Source organism: Leucobacter denitrificans, from assembly GCF_014396385.1.
In the GTDB taxonomy this organism is placed as follows: domain Bacteria; phylum Actinomycetota; class Actinomycetes; order Actinomycetales; family Microbacteriaceae; genus Leucobacter; species Leucobacter denitrificans.
This window is the reverse complement of record NZ_CP060716.1, coordinates 819178-839599: the sequence shown is the minus strand read 5'-3', so window position 1 is coordinate 839599 and position 20422 is coordinate 819178. Positions and strand designations below refer to the sequence as shown.

14 protein-coding genes and 1 riboswitch are annotated in these 20422 nt (G+C 61.2%); of the genes, 12 read left to right on the top strand and 2 right to left on the bottom strand.

Translation table 11 applies throughout. The features are described from left to right. Positions 1–65: 65 nt before the first annotated feature. The 12 genes from H9L06_RS03960 to H9L06_RS03905 all read left to right on the top strand — a co-directional run bounded on the left by H9L06_RS03960 (position 66) and on the right by H9L06_RS03905 (position 14829). Positions 66–2645 carry an ATP-dependent helicase gene (locus tag H9L06_RS03960; RefSeq protein ID WP_187555949.1) on the top strand — a complete coding sequence of 860 codons (2580 nt, stop codon included), beginning with the start codon at positions 66–68 and terminating at the stop codon, positions 2643–2645. 121 nt (positions 2646–2766) lie between these two features. Further along, the gene (sucC, locus tag H9L06_RS03955) at positions 2767–3933 is read left to right on the top strand and encodes an ADP-forming succinate--CoA ligase subunit beta (protein ID WP_187555948.1); all 1167 of its coding nucleotides are present in this window, start codon (positions 2767–2769) and stop codon (positions 3931–3933) included. Positions 3934–3965: 32 nt separating this feature from the next. Next, positions 3966–4868, top strand: a complete 903-nt coding sequence (sucD, locus tag H9L06_RS03950) for a succinate--CoA ligase subunit alpha (protein WP_187555947.1) — start codon at positions 3966–3968, stop codon at positions 4866–4868. A 167-nt stretch (positions 4869–5035) separates the two neighbouring features. After that, on the top strand, positions 5036–6775 hold the full coding sequence (locus tag H9L06_RS03945) for a cell division protein PerM (RefSeq protein WP_187555946.1): 1740 nt from the start codon (positions 5036–5038) through the stop codon (positions 6773–6775). A gap of 6 nt (positions 6776–6781) precedes the next feature. Further along, positions 6782–6892, top strand: a riboswitch (TPP riboswitch). Beyond that, a complete protein-coding gene (locus H9L06_RS03940) occupies positions 6886–7998 on the top strand; it encodes a thiamine ABC transporter substrate-binding protein (RefSeq protein ID WP_187555945.1) in 1113 nt (370 codons plus the stop codon). It overlaps the preceding riboswitch by 7 nt. A gap of 9 nt (positions 7999–8007) precedes the next feature. Beyond that, entirely contained in the window at positions 8008–9684 is a 1677-nt protein-coding gene (locus tag H9L06_RS03935; RefSeq protein ID WP_187555944.1) for an ABC transporter permease, read from the top strand. After that, a complete protein-coding gene (locus H9L06_RS03930) occupies positions 9681–10337 on the top strand; it encodes an ABC transporter ATP-binding protein (protein WP_246454485.1) in 657 nt (218 codons plus the stop codon). Before H9L06_RS03935 ends, H9L06_RS03930 begins: the two co-directional genes overlap by 4 nt. Beyond that, positions 10334–10882 carry a nucleoside/nucleotide kinase family protein gene (locus tag H9L06_RS03925; RefSeq protein WP_246454484.1) on the top strand — a complete coding sequence of 183 codons (549 nt, stop codon included), beginning with the start codon at positions 10334–10336 and terminating at the stop codon, positions 10880–10882. The genes H9L06_RS03930 and H9L06_RS03925 overlap by 4 nt, the downstream gene beginning before the upstream one ends. Positions 10883–10919: 37 nt before the next feature. Beyond that, entirely contained in the window at positions 10920–11525 is a 606-nt protein-coding gene (gene purN / locus H9L06_RS03920) for a phosphoribosylglycinamide formyltransferase (RefSeq protein ID WP_187555943.1), read from the top strand. A gap of 28 nt (positions 11526–11553) precedes the next feature. Next, the gene (gene purH, locus H9L06_RS03915; protein WP_187555942.1) at positions 11554–13218 is read left to right on the top strand and encodes a bifunctional phosphoribosylaminoimidazolecarboxamide formyltransferase/IMP cyclohydrolase; all 1665 of its coding nucleotides are present in this window, start codon (positions 11554–11556) and stop codon (positions 13216–13218) included. A 2-nt stretch (positions 13219–13220) separates the two neighbouring features. Then, positions 13221–14474 carry a DUF418 domain-containing protein gene (locus tag H9L06_RS03910; protein WP_246454483.1) on the top strand — a complete coding sequence of 418 codons (1254 nt, stop codon included), beginning with the start codon at positions 13221–13223 and terminating at the stop codon, positions 14472–14474. A 4-nt stretch (positions 14475–14478) separates the two neighbouring features. After that, positions 14479–14829 (top strand): hypothetical protein, encoded by a 351-nt coding sequence (locus H9L06_RS03905; protein WP_187555941.1) that lies wholly within the window; start codon positions 14479–14481, stop codon positions 14827–14829. Between the two features lie 64 nt (positions 14830–14893). Here H9L06_RS03905 and H9L06_RS03900 read toward each other — a convergent pair whose 3' ends face one another. Then, a complete protein-coding gene (locus H9L06_RS03900; protein ID WP_187555940.1) occupies positions 14894–16417 on the bottom strand; it encodes an aldehyde dehydrogenase (NADP(+)) in 1524 nt (507 codons plus the stop codon). A gap of 116 nt (positions 16418–16533) precedes the next feature. Further along, on the bottom strand, positions 16534–20250 hold the full coding sequence (locus H9L06_RS03895) for a multifunctional oxoglutarate decarboxylase/oxoglutarate dehydrogenase thiamine pyrophosphate-binding subunit/dihydrolipoyllysine-residue succinyltransferase subunit (RefSeq protein ID WP_187555939.1): 3717 nt from the start codon (positions 20248–20250) through the stop codon (positions 16534–16536). Positions 20251–20422 lie beyond the last annotated feature (172 nt).

Sequence of the window (20422 nt, the reverse complement as noted above, 5' to 3'; positions counted from 1 at the left end):
ATTCTCTCGCATCTCGAGCCTTCTGGGTGCTCTCTGTCAGAGGTGCCTCCTAGACTGTATTCACAATGAGCGACTTTGAACTTCTCGACCCAGGTGTGCCGTTTGGCGGCGCGAATGCGGGTGCTGGTACCGATCCACTGCTCGATGGGCTCAACCCTGAGCAAAGACGAGCCGTGACCGCGCGTGGCCCCGCTCTCTTGATCGTTGCCGGGGCGGGTTCTGGCAAGACTCGCGTGTTGACCCACCGAATCGCGCATCTCATTCGTGAGAAAGAAGCATGGCCAAGCCAGATTCTCGCTATCACGTTCACGAATAAGGCAGCGTCTGAGATGCGCGAGCGCATGCAGGGCTTGCTCGGTGCTGACGTTGAGGGCATGTGGGTGTCGACGTTCCACTCCGCGTGCGTGCGAATTCTGCGGCGCGAGGCCGAGCGGTTTGGGTACGTATCTGGGTTCACGATCTACGATTCGGCCGATTCGCGGGCGCTATTAAAGCGGATCATCAAAGACCTCGACGCAGACACGTACGGCTTTACCCCGGCGAACTCGGGCGCGAAGATCTCGAGGTTGAAAAACGAACTCACCGATGCCGCTGATCACGCGGCGACGATGAACGGCTCAGACCCGCGGGAGCGCATTTTCAACGAGATCTTTACCTCGTACGAACAAGAGCTCAAGCGCGCGAACGCGTTCGACTTCGATGACCTCATCGGTCAGACTGTGCACCTGTTTCGGGCTCATCCCGATGTTGCTGCGATCTACCAGCGGCGGTTCAGGCACATTCTTGTCGACGAGTATCAGGACACGAACCACGCGCAGTACGCGCTGATTCGTGAGTTGACGAAGCCGGTGCAACCTGAAGAGGTTCATGGGCTCATGCCGCCGGTGCGCGAACGCGAGCTCGATGGGCTCGGGCGCATTCCTGGCGCAAGCCTCACAGTTGTCGGCGACTCAGATCAGTCGATCTACGCGTTCCGCGGTGCAGATATTCGAAATATTGTCGAGTTCGAGCGTGACTTCTCGGGTGCTGAAGTGGTGAAGCTTGAGCAAAACTACCGATCGACTCAGAACATTCTTTCTGCGGCGAACGCTGTGATCGGCAATAATTTCGATCGCCAGGAAAAGCGATTGTGGACCGCTGAGGGCGACGGTGCAAAGATCACCGGCTTTACCGGTTACTCGCAGCACGACGAGGCGAGATTCGTCGCAGACGAGATCGAGGAGCTTCGCTCCGAGGGCATGGCGTACGGAGACATCGCTGTGTTCTACCGTACAAACTCCCAAACTCGTGCTCTTGAAGAGTTGCTCATTCGCGCTGCGATTCCGTACCGGGTCCTTGGTGGCACAAAGTTCTACGAGCGAGCCGAGATCAAAGACGCGATGGCGTACCTCACTACTATTGCGAACCCCTATGACCCCATCGCCTGGTCACGCATGCTCGGAACTCCGAAGCGCGGTGTCGGCCCGATGGCTGAGGCGCATCTCGCGAACTTCCAAGAAGCTGAGGGCATCACCTTCCGCGAGGCGATGCTGCGCGCAGCAGAGATTCCGGCACTTGGTCCGAAGGTGCGCACTACGGTAGTTGAGCTCGGAGAGATGCTTGAGCGGGCCACTACGTTGGCGCTTGGCGATGCGGCTGGTGTACCGCAGGCCGACCCTCTGGATAATGAGGCCACCGATGCTTCGCCTCAGTACGCTGCGGTCGCCGACGTACTGAAACTCGTGCTCGATGAAACCGAGATGATTGTGAAGCTGCGGGCGAAACGCGATCCGCAAGATGACGCGCGAGCCGAGAACCTCGAAGAACTCCTCGCGGTTGCGAAAGAATTCGACGCACAGCAGCCAGGGGCCGGGCTCTTGGCATTTCTCACAGAGGTGAGTCTTGTCGCCGCCGCAGACGACCTTGACGACCAAAGCGGAACTGTTTCGCTCATGACCCTGCACACTGCGAAGGGACTGGAGTATCCGGCCGTGTTCATTACCGGCGTTGAAGAGGGCCTGCTGCCGCACCAGATGTCCGTCGATGAGGTGGGCGGTATTAACGAGGAGCGCCGTCTCATGTACGTCGGAATTACGCGTGCGAGAAAGCGCCTCTTCATCACACTTGCTTCGACGCGTGCAACGTTTGGAGACATCGCGGTGGCGATGCCATCGAGGTTCCTGCAAGAGATTCCTGAATCGCTCATCGACTGGAGGCAGTCTCCCGGCGAAGTCACGAGTCAAGGGGGCACTCAATCCCGTGCGCTCAACGCATCACGATCACCAGGTGCCGGTTCGTCGAGCGCCTCTTGGTCGCGAAACCGTGATTCTCAAGTGTCGTTTGGAACAGGCAGTGGATCCGCTGCGCTTTCAGAACCCGCGAGCGGCAACATGCAGTCGGCCCTCGAGAAGTGGCGCGAACGCAAGCGTGCTGCAAAAGAGGCGCAGGCAGCTGGCGGCGGCTTCCCGAATACGATTGTCGGCAGTGTTCGCGACAACGGTGACCTTGAATTGGCGATGGGGGATCGGATCCGCCACGACGAGTACGGCGAGGGGCGCGTGAACGCGGTTACGGGGGCGGGAACCAAGCGAATCGCGCATGTCACGTTCGACACGGTTGGCGAGAGAAAGCTGCTCGTGAAGCTCGCCCCAATTGAAAAGCTCTGAGCGGAACGGTCAGGAGATCCGCACTTCACGCGGTGTTAGACTGGCAGATAGTCGATATCTCTCGACGTCGAGACATTTTTGCCTCGGGTAATCCGAAATATTCCCAAGCGAAGGACAGTACGTGGATCTGTACGAGTACCAGGCACGCGATCTTTTCGAACAATACGGGGTGCCGGTGCTTGCCGGCATCGTCGCGGACACTCCTGAAGAGGTGCGCGCGGCCGCCGAGAAGCTCGGTGGTGTTGTCGTTGTGAAGGCGCAGGTCAAGGTAGGTGGCCGTGGCAAGGCTGGCGGCGTGAAGGTCGCCAAGAACCCAGATGAGGCATTTGAGGCTGCGCAGGCAATCCTCGGCCTCGATATCAAGGGTCACGTGGTGAAGCGTGTCATGGTTGCGGCCGGCGCTGACATCAAAGAAGAGTTTTACTTCTCAGTGCTCCTCGACCGAGCTAACCGTTCGTACCTCTCGCTGTGCAGCGTTGAGGGCGGCATGGAAATCGAGCAACTCGCGGTTGAGAAGCCAGAAGCGCTCGCACGCATCGAGGTCGATCCGATTGCAGGCATCGACGCAGCTAAGGCTGAAGAGATCGCTCGCGCTGCGAAGTTCCCTGAAGAGCTCGTTGGCAAGGTCGTTCCGGTCTTCCAGAAGCTCTACGACGTGTACGTCGGTGAAGACGCAACCCTCGTTGAGGTGAACCCGCTGGTGCTCACCGGTGAGGGGGAGATCGTTGCGCTCGACGGTAAGGTCTCGCTCGACGAGAACGCAGACTTCCGCCAGGCAGGTCACGAGGCACTCGCTGATAAGGGCGCTGAAGATCCGCTTGAAGCGAAGGCTAAGGCACAAGACCTCAACTACGTGAAGCTTGACGGTGAGGTAGGTGTCATCGGTAACGGTGCCGGCCTCGTGATGTCAACCCTCGACGTGGTTGCATACGCTGGCGAAAACCACGGCAACGTGAAGCCCGCGAACTTCCTCGACATCGGCGGCGGCGCCTCAGCAGAGGTAATGGCAGCTGGCCTTGACGTTATCCTCGGTGATCCGCAGGTGAAGTCAGTCTTCGTGAACGTCTTCGGTGGCATCACCGCGTGTGACGCAGTTGCCAACGGTATTGTCGGCGCACTGAACAAGCTCGGCGACGCAGCAAACAAGCCGCTCGTTGTGCGCCTCGACGGCAACAACGTGGAAGAGGGGCGTCGCATTCTCAACGAGGCGAACCACCCGCTCGTCACCCAGGCTGCAACGATGGACGAGGGTGCCGATAAGGCAGCCGAGCTCGCCAACGCACGCTAATCACCCCTGGTACTAGAGAGAAAAGAAGAACTATGTCGATCTTCCTGAACAAGGATTCCAAGGTCATCGTCCAGGGCATCACCGGCGGCGAAGGCACCAAGCACACCGCGCGCATGCTCGCAGCGGGCACGCAGGTCGTTGGCGGCGTGAACGCCCGTAAGGCTGGCACCACTGTGTCGCACACCGACGCAGCGGGTAACGCAGTTGAGCTGCCCGTCTTCGCGACAGTTGCTGAGGCAATGGCGGCAACCGGTGCCGATGTTTCGGTGGCGTTTGTGCCACCGGCATTCACCAAAGACGCAGCAGTTGAGGCCATCGACGCTGGCATCGGCCTGCTCGTCATCATCACAGAGGGTGTTCCCGTTAAGGACTCGGCTGAGCTCTGGGCACACGCAAAGGCCACCGGCAACAAGACCCGCATCATTGGTCCGAACTGCCCAGGCATTATTACGCCTGGCGAGGCGCTCGCGGGTATCACCCCTGCGACGATCACTGGCAAGGGCCCCATCGGCCTGGTGTCGAAGTCGGGTACCCTCACGTACCAGATGATGTACGAACTCCGTGACCTCGGCTTCTCGACCGCAATCGGTATCGGCGGCGACCCAGTCATCGGCACGACGCACATCGACGCACTCGCTGCGTTTGAGGCTGACCCCGAGACCAAGGCAATCGTCATGATTGGTGAGATCGGCGGTGACGCTGAGGAGCGCGCCGCTGAGTACATCAAGGCGAACGTGACGAAGCCGGTTGTTGGCTATGTTGCAGGCTTCACCGCGCCAGAGGGCAAGACAATGGGCCACGCAGGCGCAATCGTTTCTGGCTCCGCTGGCACTGCGCAGGCGAAGAAGGAAGCACTTGAGGCTGCAGGCGTGAAGGTTGGCAAGACACCAACCGAGACCGCCGAACTCCTTCGCAAGGCGTTCGCAGCGCTGTAAACGCATCGCGTTTATAGCGAACGCCTTGGTGCCGCTACTGCGGCAGCCCACGGAGCGAAGCGCGGGGTACAGGCTTTTGCCGCACTGTAAGAACCCGCAGTAAAGCGCCCCTCCCGGTTTTCCCGGGGCGGGCGCTTTACTTTCTCCACACGATAGACTTTCGGGCGATGAGAGCACTACTGACAGGCGCGATCACTGCGATCGAAGGTATCGCCGCTGCGCTTACAACGCTGCTCATCGTGACAGGGATCGCGTTCCTCATTTGGTGGTTGTCGTTCGATTTGTCTTCCGAGCCGCTCGAGGTTTTGCAGATCGCTGGATCGGCATGGTTGCTTGCGCATCTCGTGCCGCTCACAGTTGAACTATCGGCGGAGACGATGCAGGCACTCGGGTTCGCGGCAGAGCCCATGAGTTTTGTGCTGTCGCTGGCACCACTCGGAGTAACGCTGGTGTCTGTTGCATTTGCGGTGCGTTCAGGATGGCGGCTTGGCGGTCGTGGTGGACGAGGGGCTGCCGGTGTTCTCGGTGGCGCTGTCGGCTTCGGTGCAGTTGCGGGCGGCGCGGACACGTATGTATCGATATCTGCTCTTCCCATCGCGCTCACCGTGCTCGTTCCCGCACTCGTCTACGGAGTTCCGGCCGCGGGAGCGTTTCTCGTGCGGGCCGCGACCGAGCAGCATGAGTGGTGGGACGATCTGTGGACCAGGGTCGGAGCGTGGCTCGGCACGCTGAAAGTGCGGCGCACCCGCGTGCTTCGTGAGCGAACCGCAGGCGCTGCGCGACTCGTGGGCATGCTGGTCGCCGGGTACGTGGGCCTCGCAGCCATCGCATTCGCGTGTGCCATCGTCATCGGGTTTGCGCGAGTGATCGGAGCAGGGCAAGCCATGCAGCTTGACGTCTGGGGCGTGATCATGATGTTCGTGCTCCAGCTCGCGTTGCTTCCGATATTCGTGGTGTGGAGTGGTGCTTGGCTTACTGGCGCGGGGTTCGCGGTTGGTCTCGGTAGTTCTGCGTCTCCGTTTGGCGCGTTGCTTGGTCCTATGCCAGGTCTGCCGGTGTTCGCCGCGATTCCCGACGGTTGGGGCATGGGTGCCGTTCTTGCCCCTGTTGCGCTCACGCTGGTCGGCGTAGCTGTGGGCACTGCATTCGGCAAGACTGCGCGGCGATGCTCCGGCATCGGGTTCACTGCAGTTGCAGTCATCGCATCGATTGTCACCGGGCTTGGTGTCGCGCTCCTGAGCTGGCTTGCCAGTGGATCGCTGGGTCCCGGCCGCCTTGAAGTCGTCGGGCCAGAATTATGGCTTACTGCTGGTCTCGCGGCCGCTGAGCTCGGCGTCGGCTGCTTGCTTGGCGGATTCGCTGCCCGAGCAAACATTGCACGGCGTGCACTGTCCTTTACGACTTCCGCATTCTCATCAACCAACACCGCCTCAGAGCACGCACGTGCTGACGAGGAGCCTCTGGTTCCCGCGCTGCACGCGGTGCCACCGCAGTATGCGACGTCCTCGGACCACACAACATCCGGGCAGCACGGCGATCTCGAAGTTGACGCCGATGATCAGCTCACCGAACCTTTGGAGTTCCCGGCCCCGATACGGCTTAAGCCCGATCCACTCTCTGAACCACACGAGCCGATCGAAACCGGTGAGTATGACGATGATGAGCAGGTCACGGCCCCACAGCCTGACCTGCCGATTCGTGAGCCAGAGCTTTTCGACCAGCAGGCGGCGCTGGAGGCAGCGCAAAGAGCGCGTGAGCAGGCCGAAGAGCAGGTGAAGCCTGCGGGGCCGCTCAACCCTGCAGACCCAGACCCTGACTCGCTCGTAGAAGCATATTCATGGGATCGCGCCGACGAGGTGCAGGAGGAACCGAAGCCCAATTGGCGCCGACGCCGGAAGAAGCGTTAGGCTGGGGGAGTTATCCACGGGAGTCCCGACGCGCGGGACTGAGAGGGAGCACGACGTGCTTCGACCGTTACACCTGATCTGGTTCATGCCAGCGGAGGAAGGAATCTTCAATGACGTATGTACGGAATCGATCCACTGCTCGTCTCGTAGCAATCTCGGCATTGCCACTCGCTGCGGCTCTCGCACTTACGAGCTGCTCGAACGGTGGCGCCGACGAGGCAGAGACCGGCACAGAATCGAGCGCCGTCACCCTTGTGGTGCACGACAGCTTCATCGACGGCGAGGCCTTCTCGGCTGCGGCGAAGGAGGCAACGGGCTACGACGTCGAGGTGATGACTGCTGGAGATGGCGGCGAACTCACGAACAAGCTTGTGCTCACCCAGGGCGCGCCGATCGCTGACGCATTCTTCGGGGTCGACAACACGTTCGCGTCGCGCATCATTGATGGCGGTGTCGCGGCACCGGTTGATGCGAGCATCTTGCCAGCCGGCGCGCTTGAGCTCGCGCATGCGGTGAACCCCGACGGCACCGAGGAGGACTCGGTTCCACTGGTTCCGATCGATATGGGCGCGACCTGCATCAATATCGACACGGCGTGGTTCGCAGAGCAGGGCATTGCAGAGCCCGAGTCCTTCGAAGACCTGACCGAGGAGCAGTACCGCGACCTCACCGTGCTGCTTGACCCGACGGCATCGAGCACTGGCGCTTCGTTCATGATCGCCACAGTTGCCGCCTTCGGCGAAGAGGGCTTCGCCGACTACTGGAAGCAGCTCGATGAGAACGGTGCGCGCATTGTTCAGGGGTGGAGCGACGCATATTACGGTGAATTTACCGGTGCGAGCGATACCGGTACCCGCCCGATCGTGCTGTCGTACAGCTCGTCGCCAGCATTCACCGTAAACGAAGACGGCACGGCATCGACAACCCGTGCGCTGCTCGACACCTGCTCGACACAGGTCGAATACGCGGGCGTGCTCGAGGGCGCTGCAAACCCCGAGGGCGCGCAAGCCGTGATCGAGTACCTACTCTCAAGCGAGTTCCAGCAGTCAATCCCAGACGAGATGTACATGTACCCGGTCGATGAGAGCGCTGAGCTTCCGGCGGCATGGGCAGAGTTCGCGCCGCTTCCCGCTGAGGGCCAGACCCACGACCTCTCCTCGAGCGAGGTGCAGGCCGGGCTGCAAGACTGGCTGCGCACACTCGGTGACACCGTCGGCCTGTAAGCAGGGCTCATGCACGTTGTGGATCGCAGGCTCCCCAGGGCACTCGCCTGGGGAGCTGCGGCCGCGATTCCCGCGCTGTTCGTCGGGGTCTTCTTCCTCTGGCCCGTCATTGCGCTAATCGCGACGGGCTTCACGAGCGACGGCAGGCTAGATCTGGCTGGGATTCCCGAGGTGCTGGGCCTCGAACGTAGTTGGCGGGTACTCGGCAATACTCTCGCGCAGGCGAGCCTTGCGACTGTGCTGTCGATCGCGCTTGGAATTCCCGCGGCGTTCGCGCTCTACAAGTTGAAATTTCGAGGTCGAAGCTTCTTGCGAGGTCTTCTCACTGTGCCGTTCGTGCTGCCGACCGTCGTGGTGGGCGTCGCGTTCACCGCGCTGTTCGGCCCCGGTGGATCGCTGTACTTTCTCGGCCTCGACCGATCACTGCTCGTTGTCGTGCTCGCCCTCGCGTTTTTCAATGTGACGGTGGTGGCGCGAACCGTTGGTGGCTACTGGTCACAGCTTGACTCGCGGCAGGCGCAAGCTGCGCGGATGCTCGGTGCGGGGCCGGTGCGGGCTTTCGTCACGATCACGCTCCCTGCCCTCGGGCCCGCGATCGCCTCGGCGGGGGCGCTCGTGTTTCTCTTTTGCGCGACATCGTTCGGGGTCGTGCTTATCTTGGGCGGCCGAGAGTTCGCGAATATCGAGACCGAGATCTACCGGCTCACGGTGCAGTTCTTGGATCTTCGATCCGCCGCGGTGCTCTCACTCGTGCAGTTCGTGATCGTGGCGCTCGCGCTCCTAGCCTCGTCGCTCCTGCGAAGGAAGCACGAGCGAGCGTATGGCATGCGGCATGAGGAACGTGCCCCGAGGCAAAGCGACGCTCCAGTCTTGATAGTGTTCGGCGCCACCCTGGTGTTCCTCCACGCGCTTCCGATCGCTGCGCTCGTGTGGCGCTCACTGCAGGGGGTGAAAGGTACTGGGGTGACACTTGCGAACTACGTGGCGCTTGTGGATCCACCCGAGTCTTCGCCGCTTCGCGGCACGGTGTTCGACGCGATTGGGCTCTCACTGTGGATCGCATGCCTTGCGACGCTTATCGCGGTGGTGTTTGGCATGCTGGTCGTGCTCGTGGTGTCGAGAAAGCCTCGTTCGCGCCTCTTACAGCGGACGATCTCACTATACGACAGTGCCATCATGTTGCCGCTCGGGATCTCGGCGGTCACGCTCGGATTCGGGCTGCTGCTCACGATGCACCGCCCGCTCGGCATCGGGTTTGACCTGCGAACCTCGGTCGTGCTTATTCCGATCGCGCAGGCGCTCATCGCACTTCCGCTCGTTGTGCGCACCTTATTGCCGGTGCTGCGGGGAATCGATACGCGCACACGCGAGGCAGCGATGATGCTCGGAGCGACGCCCGCGAGAGTGCTCGCGACCATCGACTTTCCGCTCCTCGGGCGCACGGCGGGGCTTGCGCTCGGCTTCGCGTTCGCGGTCTCGCTCGGTGAGTTTGGGGCGACGGCGTTTCTCGTGCGACCTGACGCGCAGACGCTACCGGTTGTTATCGCAACGCTCGTCAGTAATCCTGAGCCCGCAAGCTATGGCGCGGCGCTCGCCGCTTCGGTGGTGTTGGGCGTACTCTCAGCAGGAATCATGTTGGGTGCGGAGCGACTGCGGCCCGCCGGAGTATCAACTGGAAGTTGGTGAGTGTGCAGTCAGGTCTAGTGGTGAGTGACGTGAGCGTCGAGTACACCAGGGGAACACCGGTTGTGCGAGAGGCGAGTCTCTCGGTAGCTCGGCGAGAGGTCGTGGCCCTGCTCGGCCCGTCAGGCTGCGGCAAGTCGACGCTGCTCAGAGCGATTGCTGGTCTCGAGCCGCTCGCGGCCGGAACCGTGTCTTGGGACGGCGAGAACCTCGTGGGCGTTCCGCCGCACCGTCGCGGGTTTGGTCTGGTCTTTCAAGACGGGCAGCTGTTCGTGCACAAGAGCGTCGCCGAAAACATTGCCTACGGTCTGCGGGTGCAGCGCATGCCACGCCATGAGCGACAGGCGCGGGTATCAGAACTCCTTGAACTGGTTGGGCTCGCGGGGTATGGGTCTCGGTCGGTGCAAGAGCTGTCGGGAGGGGAGCGTCAGCGCGTCTCGCTCGCTCGGGCGCTGGCACCAAAACCTCGCTTACTTCTCCTCGACGAGCCGCTTTCGGCACTCGACCGCGAACTTCGCGACCGCCTGGCCGACGATCTCGCTGAACTTCTGCGATCCACTCACACCACCGCAATGCTCGTCACACACGATGAGGGCGAAGCGAAGACAATTGCGGATCGCGTAGTTCGCATGCGCGCAGGGAGGCTCGAATCGTGAGTACATTGGAGATCGCCGCGCTCACGGCCAGGTTCTTGCAGCGCGCCGAGGAGCCCTCAGTGCTCATCATTGATGGGCGTTCAGGCTCGGGAAAGACGACGCTCGCCCACGCAATTTCGCGAGAGCTGGTTGTGGCCACCGGATCCACACCGCAAATCGTGGGGATGGATGAACTGTACCCAGGCTGGGACGGCCTCGCAGTCGGCAGCGCGTGGCTCCCCGTTGCGCTCCGCGCTGGGCGGTACCGCAGCTACGACTGGCTCGAGGGCGAATTTGGGGCCGAGGTCACGCTCGACCCCGGCTCCCACCTCATCATCGAAGGGTGTGGATCGCTCACGCGAGACTCGCTTGCGGCCGCGCGCACGCGTGGCGGGGCGTATGGTGTGTGGATCGAGTGCCCCGACTCGGTACGAAAGCTTCGCGCACTAGCCCGCGATGGAGAGATGTTCGCACCGCACTGGGAACGATGGGCAGATCAGGAGCGCACGCACCTTGCCTCGGCCCAGCCGTTCGCACGAGCGCACGAGGTGCTACACGTTTCGTGAGGTTCAGGGCCCACCACACAGAAGGTAGACTAACTGGGTGCTGAAACTCGCGGTTCTTATCTCAGGCGGCGGAAGCAACCTCAAGGCAATTATTGAGGCTGCTGGGGATCCGCTCTACCCGGCAGAGGTCGTCTGCGTTGGCGCAGACACCGACGCTGCGGGCCTCGCTCACGCGGCAGCCGCGGGCATTCCACATTTTGTCATCAGGCCGTCTGACTACGACTCGCGCGAGGAATGGGGCATGGCGCTCGCCGCCGCGATTCAGGAACACGGGGTGGGAACCGGGCCGAATCCCGGGCTCGTCGTGAGCGCCGGACTCATGCGCATCCTCCCCGCTGGATTCGTGCGAGAGTTCTCGCCGAACCTCATCAACACGCACCCTGCCTTGCTCCCGCTGTTCCCGGGTGCGCACGCCGTGCGCGACGCGCTCGCCGCGGGTGCGACCGAGACTGGGGTCACCGTGCACGTCATTGATGAGGGCGTCGATACGGGTCCTGTGCTGCGGCAATCTGTCGTTGAGATTCGTGAGGGCGAGCCAGAAGATGGGCTCCACGAGCGCATCAAGCAGCAGGAGCGTCCGCTGCTCGTCGATACGATCCGCCAGATCGCGACCGGCGAACTAGACCTTTCCCAATTTTCATAATCCACACCACTCGAACCCAAGGAGCCCCATGGCAGTCCAGAGTCACGACCCGAGCCTCTACGAGCACCGCGACACGATCGCGGTGAAGCGAGCACTGATTTCGGTGAGCGACAAATCGAGGCTGCTTGAGCTTGCTGCTGCGCTCGCCGAAGCCGGTGTTGAGATCGTCTCAACGGGTTCGACTGCGCAGACCATTCGCGACGCAGGCCACCAGGTCACCGATGTGTCAGAGGTGACGGGCTTCGCTGAGGCACTCGACGGCCGAGTGAAGACGCTGCACCCCGCGGTTCACTCGGGGCTGCTCGCTGACCTTCGTTTGGCTGATCACCGCGAACAGCTCGAGCAGCTCGGGTTCGCGGCGTTTGAACTCGTTGTAGTTAACCTGTATCCGTTTGAGCAGACGGTTGCTGCGGGTAAGCCTGCGGCAGACGTTGTCGAGAACATCGATATCGGTGGCCCCGCGATGGTTCGCGCGACCGCGAAGAACCATGCGAACGCCGCGATTGTCGTTTCGCCTGCTCGGTACGACTCGATCATCGAGGCAGTGAAGAGCGGTGGCACAACCCTCGAACTGCGTCGCTCGCTCGCGACTGAAGCGTTCGTGCACACCGCGCAGTACGACGCTGCTGTGGCGAATTGGTTCCTCGATCAGCAAGATGCTGACTGGAGCGAGGAGGCTGAGGTCGAGGAAGAGTCGGAGCAGCCAGAATCTGACATCGACAGCATTTTTGCGACGACCGAGGGGTACGTCGGGTACGAGGTGTTCGGGCTTCGCGAGTCCGTGCTGCGCTACGGCGAGAACAGCCACCAGCGCGCGGCGCTCTTCAGCGAGACAGAGGGTGCGGGCATCGCTCAAGCCGAGCAGTTGCACGGCAAGGAGATGTCATACAACAACTACGTTGATGCCGACGCTGCGTTGCGGGCCGCATTCGACCACGAGCGTCCCGCTGTCGCAATCATCAAGCACGCGAACCCCTGCGGTATCGCGGTCGCTCCTGAGGGTGCAGCTGACCCAATTGCTGCCGCGCACGAGCTCGCGCACGCGTGCGATCCAGTATCTGCGTTTGGTGGAGTGATCGCGGCGAACCGCGTCGTCACCGAGGGTATGGCAAAGACGGTTTCTGAGATCTTCACCGAGGTCATCATCGCGCCAGGTTTCGAGCCCGAGGCGCTGGCGATCCTCACGCAGAAGAAGAACGTGCGCTTGCTTGTGCTGCCTGAGGGGTACGAACAGAACCCTGTGGAGTTGCGCCAGGTCTCTGGCGGTTTCCTCATCCAAGATGCCGACCGCCACTTTGCGTCGGCATCTGAGTGGACGCTCGCGACGGGGGAGCCAGCAGACGCTGAAACGCTCGCTGAGCTTGAATTTGCTTGGCGCTCGTGCCGTGCTGTGAAGTCGAACGCGATTCTGCTCACAAACGGTGGCGCTTCGGTCGGTGTTGGTATGGGCCAGGTGAACCGAGTGGATTCGTGCCGACTCGCAGTGTCACGCGCGGGTGAGCGAGCGAAGAGCTCGGTTGCGGCATCTGACGCGTTCTTCCCCTTTGCTGACGGTCTGCAGGTGCTGCTCGATGCGGGTGTGCGCGCGGTCGTGCAGCCCGGTGGATCGGTGCGTGATGCCGAGGTCGTTGAGGCAGCGAAGGCCGCAGGCATCACCATGTACTTCACCGGCGAGCGCCACTTCTTCCACTAGGAATGAATGCTCACCCGTTAGCCGCTTCGCAGGTCGAACAGGCCGCGCGAATTGTTGCCCCCGACATTGCGCGCGGCCTCATGCTGCTCCTTATTGCTATCGCGAACGTGTCGCTGTACCTTTGGGGTCACACGACGGATGGAATGTCGATGCACCCCATCGACGGAACCTCGTTTGATCGAGCCCTCGGTGCAGTGGCGACGGTATTTATCGATGCGCGCGTGTACCCGATGTTCGCCTTCCTATTCGGGTACGGCATGGTCCAGTTTCTTGAGTCGCGGTGGCGGCGAGGGGTGGATCGAGTGAGTATTTCCAAAATGATGCTCAGGCGCCACCTCTGGCTAATCGCGTTCGGAGCGGTACACGCGGTGCTGCTTTTTGAGGGCGACATACTTGGCGCATACGGTCTTACTGGTCTCATCCTGGCTCCTATATTCCTCTGGCGTACCGAGCGAGCGATGAAAATCACGGTTTGGGTAGTGGGTGGACTCCTCGTTGGAGTCTCCCTACTGCTGGTCGCAGGTCTCCTGTTGCTTGACCCCGTGGTTGGGCCTGCGGCCTGGAACATTGAATCTTCCGATCTCGCAGGTTCCAGTGATGACTTCTATTCGGCTGGCACGGAGAGCCCACTACTCGCAATGCTCATGAGGCTTGGTTTCTGGGTTCTCGGTACGCCACTCACTGTTCTGATGCTTACTGTTCCACTTTGTGTGCTCGTGGGAATGTTTGCCGCGCGTCGACGCTGGCTCGAGGGAGCACCGTCACGCATTTCGCTTCAGACTGCAGCGATTGTTGGCCTGGGCATAGCCATTGTGGCTGGTATTCCCGCGGGGCTCATTACTGGCGGCATATTGCAGGTGGGCGAGCTGGCTGCCGCTGGTTACTCCGTGCTGAGTATGACAATGGGTATGTTTGGCGGCTTTGGATTTGTGGCGCTGTTTGCGCTTGTCGCGGCGAAGGTGTCAGTTCCCCTCAGGGGAGTGTGGCTTGCGATAGCCGGTGTGGGGCGCCGATCATTGAGCTTTTACCTGTTCCAATCGGTGATTCTCTCACCGCTGCTGTCGAATTGGGGCTTAGGTCTGGGCGAAATGATCAACACCTCTGGGGCGTTTGCAATTGCTACGGGAGTGTGGCTGCTGTCAGTCGCGCTTGCCTATCTACTCGAGCGCAGTGGGGTCCGTGGGCCAGCCGAGAAGGTTCTTCGACGTCTGACCTATGGACGTTTCGACGTTCTGAGGCCCGCCAGCCTACGATAGAGGCATGGAAATTCTCAAGGGCATCTTGCTCGTTCTGCACATCATCGGCTTTGGTGCCGTGTTCGGTTCAACGCTTGCACAACTCATGAACGTGAAGAAGGGCACGGCGAAGGTCGCGAACGGCATAATGCACGGTGCGCTCCTCTTGCTCGTCACGGGGCTAGCGCTCGTTGGCATGGTATACGCGACCGGTGGATCGCCTGACAACGCAAAGATCGGCGTCAAGCTTCTCGTGCTCATCGCGTTGTTCGTGGTCGTGCTCATGAACCGCAAGAAGGAGCAGGCATCAGGTGGCGTGCTCGGTGCGATCGCAGGGCTGGCCGCACTGAACGTCGCAATTGCCGTGCTCTGGTAAGCACGCAGTAACGCAGAAAGGCTGGGTGGATCCAGATGATCCACCCAGCCTTTCTGCGTTGGGATTAGGCGCCGAACCGCTTGCCCCAGTCGCCTGATTCGCCAGCCTGGGCGATCGACTGAGGTACACCGAGCGGGTTATCGTCGCGCAGCGCCTCGGGCAGGAATGCCGCGGGGGCGTTCTGGAACGCGACAGGACGCAGGAAGCGCTGAATCGCGGCCGTGCCCACTGAGGTGCTCGAGTCGTTGCTCGTCGCGGGGTAGGGGCCACCGTGCTGCTGCGCAGGAGTCACCGCGACACCGGTTGACCAGCCATTGAAGAGGACGCGACCCACCTGCTTTGAGAGTGCAGCAACGAGGGCGCGGAGTTCCGGCGCGTTCTCTGTAGTGCCTTCGGCTTCGGCGGTGCTGAGGTGCAGGGTTCCGGTCAGGTTGCCCTCGTAGAACTCAGGCATGAGCGCGGCGAGGTCGGTGCCCGCAGGCACTTCAACGAGGATAGAGAGCGGGCCGAACGCCTCCTCGACGAGGCCCTCATGGCCAGCGCGGAAATCGTCAAGCGACACCGTGACGACGGTGGGCTTTGCCCAGCCCTGGCCGTCGTCGTCAAACCGCACCCCGCCCTCAATGAGAGGAGTGACACCTGCGGTCTCGAGAATCGTGTCGCGGCGATCGTTAAAGCTCTGAGCGATGCGGGGGTCGAGCAGGCGGTGCTCAGCCAGCTCACCCGCTGCTGCGGTCACGGCCTCAGGCAATGCTGACCCCTCGGGAATAAAGACGAATCCCGGCTTGGTGCACAGCTGGCCCGCGGAGCCCGAAACGCTTGTGAGGAAGCCTGATGCAATCTCACCAGCACGTTCGGCGATCGCGTCGGCAGTGATAAACACGGGGTTCACGCTGCCGAGCTCGCCGAAGAATGGAATTGGGGTTGGCCGCGCGGCCGCGATGTCGGTAAGCAACCGGCCAACGCCGATTGAACCGGTGAACGAGCCAGCCTTGATGCGCTCATCCTTGAGAATTGCGACACCTGCCTCGCGCCCGTGGACGAGCTGGAAGGTGCCCTCGGGCGCCCCAACCTTGCGCACTGCCTCAAGAGCTACCGCCGCGGTTGCGTCGGAGAGTTCGGGGTGGCCCGAGTGCGCCTTGACGATCAGTGGGCATCCAGCGGCGAGAATCGCTGCGCTGTCGCCACCGAGTACCGAGAATGCGAACGGGAAGTTGGACGCCGAGAAGTTGATGACCGGGCCGAGTGGAATGTGCGAACGACGAATATCTGGGCGGGGGCCGAGCACAAAGTTTGGATCTGCGTAATCGATCCGCGCATCGAGGTACGAACCGTCAACGACAGTCTCTGCGAAAAGTCGCAACTGTACGGCGGTGCGATTCACCTCGCCGTTGAGGCGTGCTTCGGTGAGCCCGGTCTCTCGCATACCGATCTGCACAAGGTCTGCCTTGGCCGCATCGAGTCCGTCTGCGAGTGCGACGAGCAGACGCGCGCGCTCAACTGGTGTGAGTGCGGCATACGCGGGTGCCGCGGCGGCCGCGCGAGCGACGACCGCCTCTAGCTCTGGTGAAAGGGTCTCGGTTGCCATGGGAATCCTTTTCTTTCAAATATGTGACATTGCATTGGGATGGGTGAGTTATTCAGTCAGTTCCGGTGTACCCGGGCGCAGTTCTTGTGCGCGCCGGGTACACCGCTCTGACATCTTTACTCGAAGCTGAGCGCCCGGGTGATGAGTTCTTCTTGCTGCACCGCGTGCACCTTCGCCGAACCTGTCGACGGAGCCGCCGAGGCCGCACGCGAAACCACGCGGATGCGGTCGTTCTTCAGGTGCTTCGCGAGCACGAGCGAGATGAACGGCCATGCGCCCTGGTTCTCTGGCTCATCCTGTACCCACACCAACTCGGCATCCGGGTACTGGGTGAGCACACGTGTGAGATCGATCGCGGGGAGCGGGTAGTACTGCTCGACGCGCACAATTGCCACTCGCGGATCAGGGTTCTTCTGCAGACCACCAGCGAGGTCGTAGTAGACCTTGCCCGAAGTGAGAATAACCCGCTTGACGCTACTGCGATCTTCAATATTTGGATCGTCAATAACGGGACGGAATGTACCACTTGTGAAATCTTCGACGTTCGACGTTGCACCGCGCAGGCGAAGCATCGACTTCGGTGTGAACACAATGAGCGGCTTGCGTGGGCGAGCGTACGCCTGGCGACGCAGCAGGTGGAAGTAGTTCGCAGGCGTTGACGGCTGAGCGACGATCATGTTGTCTTCGGCGCACAGCTGCAGGTACCGCTCGATACGAGCCGACGAGTGGTCGGGCCCCTGGCCCTCGTACCCGTGCGGTAGAAGCATGACGACTGATGACTGCTGGCCCCACTTTTGCTCGGCAGCTGCTACGTACTCATCGATCACAGCTTGCGCGGTATTCGCGAAGTCACCGAACTGCGCTTCCCACACCACGAGGGCGTCTTCGCGCTGCAATGAGTATCCGTACTCGTAGGCGAGTGCAGCGTACTCAGAGAGCAGCGAATCGTAGATCCAGAAACGAGCCTGGTCGTCTGACAGGTTCAGCAGCGGTAGCCATTCCTGACCGTTCTTACGGTCATGGAACACCGCGTGGCGCTGCGTGAATGTGCCGCGGCGCGCATCTTGACCGACAAACCGAACAGGGGTGCCCTCGACGAGCAGTGAGCCGAGAGCCAGCAGTTCGCCGAAGCCCCAGTCGATCGAGCCGTTTCGAGTCATGTCGAAGCGTCGCTGCAGAAGTTGCTGCAGCTTGCGATGCACCGTGAAGCCATCGGGAACATTCGCGTGCGCGTCACCGATTCGCTCGATTACGCTGACATCGACCGCGGTATCGAGTGAGACGGTCGAGATCTCGCTGGGCTCGTTGTGCTCAGCAATGCCACTCTGATCGATGACAGGAATCGAACCGGTCTGCGCTGCGTGAGTCTCCATGAACGCCTGCTCGAGGCGATCCTGGAAGTCCTGCTTTGCCTTCTCGTACTCTTCCTGGGTGATGTCACCGCGGCCGACGAGGCCCTCGGTGTACAGCCGACGTGTGGATCGCTTCGCCTCAATGAGGTCGGTCATGAGCGGCTGCGTCATCGACGGATCGTCACCTTCGTTGTGACCGCGGCGGCGGTAGCAGATGAGGTCAATAATGACGTCTTTGTGGAACCGCTGGCGATACTCGTATGCGAGCTTCGCCACGCGAACCACCGACTCTGGGTCATCGCCATTTACGTGGAAGATCGGTGCCTGCACGACCTTGCCCACATCGCTCGAGTACACGCCCGTGCGGGAGTCCATCGGTACCGTCGTGAATCCGACCTGGTTATTGATAATGACGTGGATCGTACCGCCCGTGCGGTATGCGCGGAGCTGCGACATCTGGAGCGTCTCATAGACAACGCCCTGACCAGCCATCGCTGCATCACCGTGGATGAGGATGGGGAGCGTAGTGAACGAGCCGATCGGCTTGAGGTCTTGTTTTGCGCGCACGATGCCCTCGAGCACGCCGTTCACCGTTTCGAGATGTGATGGGTTCGCTGCGAGGTGGATCGGCACCTGCGTGCCGTTCGGAGCGGTGAACACGCCAGAAGTACCGAGGTGGTACTTCACATCGCCCGACCCGGTCTTCTTCGCGGTTCCCTCGAACTCGCGGAAAATCTGACCGTAGGTCTTGCCCGCGATGTTTGACAGCACGTTGAGGCGCCCGCGGTGGGCCATGCCGATGTCGACACTGTCGACGCCGTCTTCAGCCGCGTCGATGAGCATTGCGTCGAGAAGTGGAATGACTGATTCGCCACCCTCGAGGCTGAATCGCTTCTGGCCGACGTACTTGGTCTGCAGGAAGGTCTCAAACGCCTCGGCCTCGTTGAGCTTCTCGAGGATACGCATCTGCGCTTCAATGCCCGGCTTTGCGTATGGAACTTCGAGTTGCTCACGCAGCCAGAGGCGCTCTTCCGGCCCCTGAATGTGCATGTACTCGACGCCGATTTTGCGGCAGTACGAATCACGCAGAACCCCGAGAATATCGCGCAGCTTCATGGTGCGCTGGCCGCCAATGCCGCCCGGCACAAACTCGCGGTCTAGATCCCAGAAGGTCAGTCCGTGGTTTTCGATCTCGAGGTCTGGGTGCGTGCGCTGCACGTACTCAAGTGGATCGATATCGGCCATGAGGTGGCCACGAACGCGGAACGCGTTAATCAGCTCTTGAACGCGTGCCGATTTGTCGATTGCGCCCGAGATATCGACGCGAATGTCGTTCGCCCACTGAATCGGCTTGTATGGAATGCGGAGGGCCGCGAAGATCTCTTCGTAGAAGTTCTTGCCGCCGATGAGGCGTTCATGGACGTGCTTGAGGAACTCGCCACTGCCAGCGCCCTGGATGACACGGTGGTCATAGGTGCTCGTGAGCGTGATTGTCTTTGAGACGCCAAGTTCGGTGAGCACTTCTTCTGAGGCGCCCTGAAACTCAGCCGGGTACTCAAGGGCACCCACGCCAATGATCGAGCCCTGACCCTTCATAAGGCGAGGCACTGAGTGAACGGTGCCAATGCCGCCCGGGTTGGTCAGCGAGATTGTGGTGCCCTGGAAGTCGTTAGCGGTGAGCTTGTTGTCACGAGCGCGCTTCACGAGATCTTCGTAGGCGGCGAGGAATTCGTTGAAATCGAGGGTCTCGGCCCGCTTCACAGAGGGAACGAGGAGAGACCTTGTGCCGTCAGGTTTTGGCACGTCAATTGCGATGCCGAGACCAATGTTGGCCGGAACAACGACCGACGGCTTTCCGTCGACCTCGGCGTATGACACATTCTGCGCGGGAAGTTCTTTGAGCGTCTGAATGAGTGCCCAGCCAATGAGGTGAGTGAACGACACCTTTCCGCCGCGGCTGCGTCGAAGGTGGCTGTTGATCACAATGCGGTTGTCAATGAGGAGCTTGGCCGGGACCGAGCGCACGCTTGTTGCGGTTGGAACCGTGAGGCTCTCATCCATATTCTTGACGAGCGTGCGTGCCATGCCCTTGAGCGCGGTGACCTGATCTTCGCCAGCTTCAATGACGGGGTTGGGCGTCGTGCGGGGCGCCTCGGCCGGAATTGGTGCTGTGCGCGGCGCGACATTGGTCGTGCGCGCGGGGAGCGTTACCGGACTCGTTGGGGGAGCAGCGTGACTACCGGACTGCTGTGCAGCTGGAGCAGCCGGCGCGGCGGGGGGAGTAGAGGATGCGGCTGGGCCGGTTGATGAAGCCTTAAACTTCTCGAGCGTCGGCCACCACGATTGGTCTACCGAGTTCTTATCGACGATGTATTTTTTATACATTTCATCGACGAGCCAAGCATTAGCACCAAAATCTTCTGCGGATCCATCGTGATTTGTGGTATCCGTTCCCTCAGCCAATGCGAATTCCTCTCCCATGAGTGTTGACGAGATTGTGTGATCGGCGCAACTGCATGTTGGCAGTTTGAACAGTCATCGTGACCAAGTGATCGCACACCCTATAAGCCTACGCCTTTTGTCTATGGAATTTGCCAATCGCACTGATAAAGTGAGGGAATCATGGACGCAGACCCCCGAAGATCGTCAGACC

What these genes read in the sequence shown, in the direction of transcription:
- H9L06_RS03935 (WP_187555944.1), top strand. Translation starts at nt 8,008, where the DNA reads ATGCACGTTGTGGATCGCAGGCTCCCCAGGGCACTCGCCTGGGGAGCT.
- H9L06_RS03895 (WP_187555939.1), bottom strand. Translation starts at nt 20,250, where the DNA reads ATGGGAGAGGAATTCGCATTGGCTGAGGGAACGGATACCACAAATCAC.
- H9L06_RS03945 (WP_187555946.1), top strand. Translation starts at nt 5,036, where the DNA reads ATGAGAGCACTACTGACAGGCGCGATCACTGCGATCGAAGGTATCGCC.
- H9L06_RS03960 (WP_187555949.1), top strand. Translation starts at nt 66, where the DNA reads ATGAGCGACTTTGAACTTCTCGACCCAGGTGTGCCGTTTGGCGGCGCG.
- H9L06_RS03900 (WP_187555940.1), bottom strand. Translation starts at nt 16,417, where the DNA reads ATGGCAACCGAGACCCTTTCACCAGAGCTAGAGGCGGTCGTCGCTCGC.
- H9L06_RS03910 (WP_246454483.1), top strand. Translation starts at nt 13,221, where the DNA reads ATGAATGCTCACCCGTTAGCCGCTTCGCAGGTCGAACAGGCCGCGCGA.
- H9L06_RS03905 (WP_187555941.1), top strand. Translation starts at nt 14,479, where the DNA reads ATGGAAATTCTCAAGGGCATCTTGCTCGTTCTGCACATCATCGGCTTT.
- sucD (WP_187555947.1), top strand. Translation starts at nt 3,966, where the DNA reads ATGTCGATCTTCCTGAACAAGGATTCCAAGGTCATCGTCCAGGGCATC.
- H9L06_RS03940 (WP_187555945.1), top strand. Translation starts at nt 6,886, where the DNA reads ATGACGTATGTACGGAATCGATCCACTGCTCGTCTCGTAGCAATCTCG.
- purH (WP_187555942.1), top strand. Translation starts at nt 11,554, where the DNA reads ATGGCAGTCCAGAGTCACGACCCGAGCCTCTACGAGCACCGCGACACG.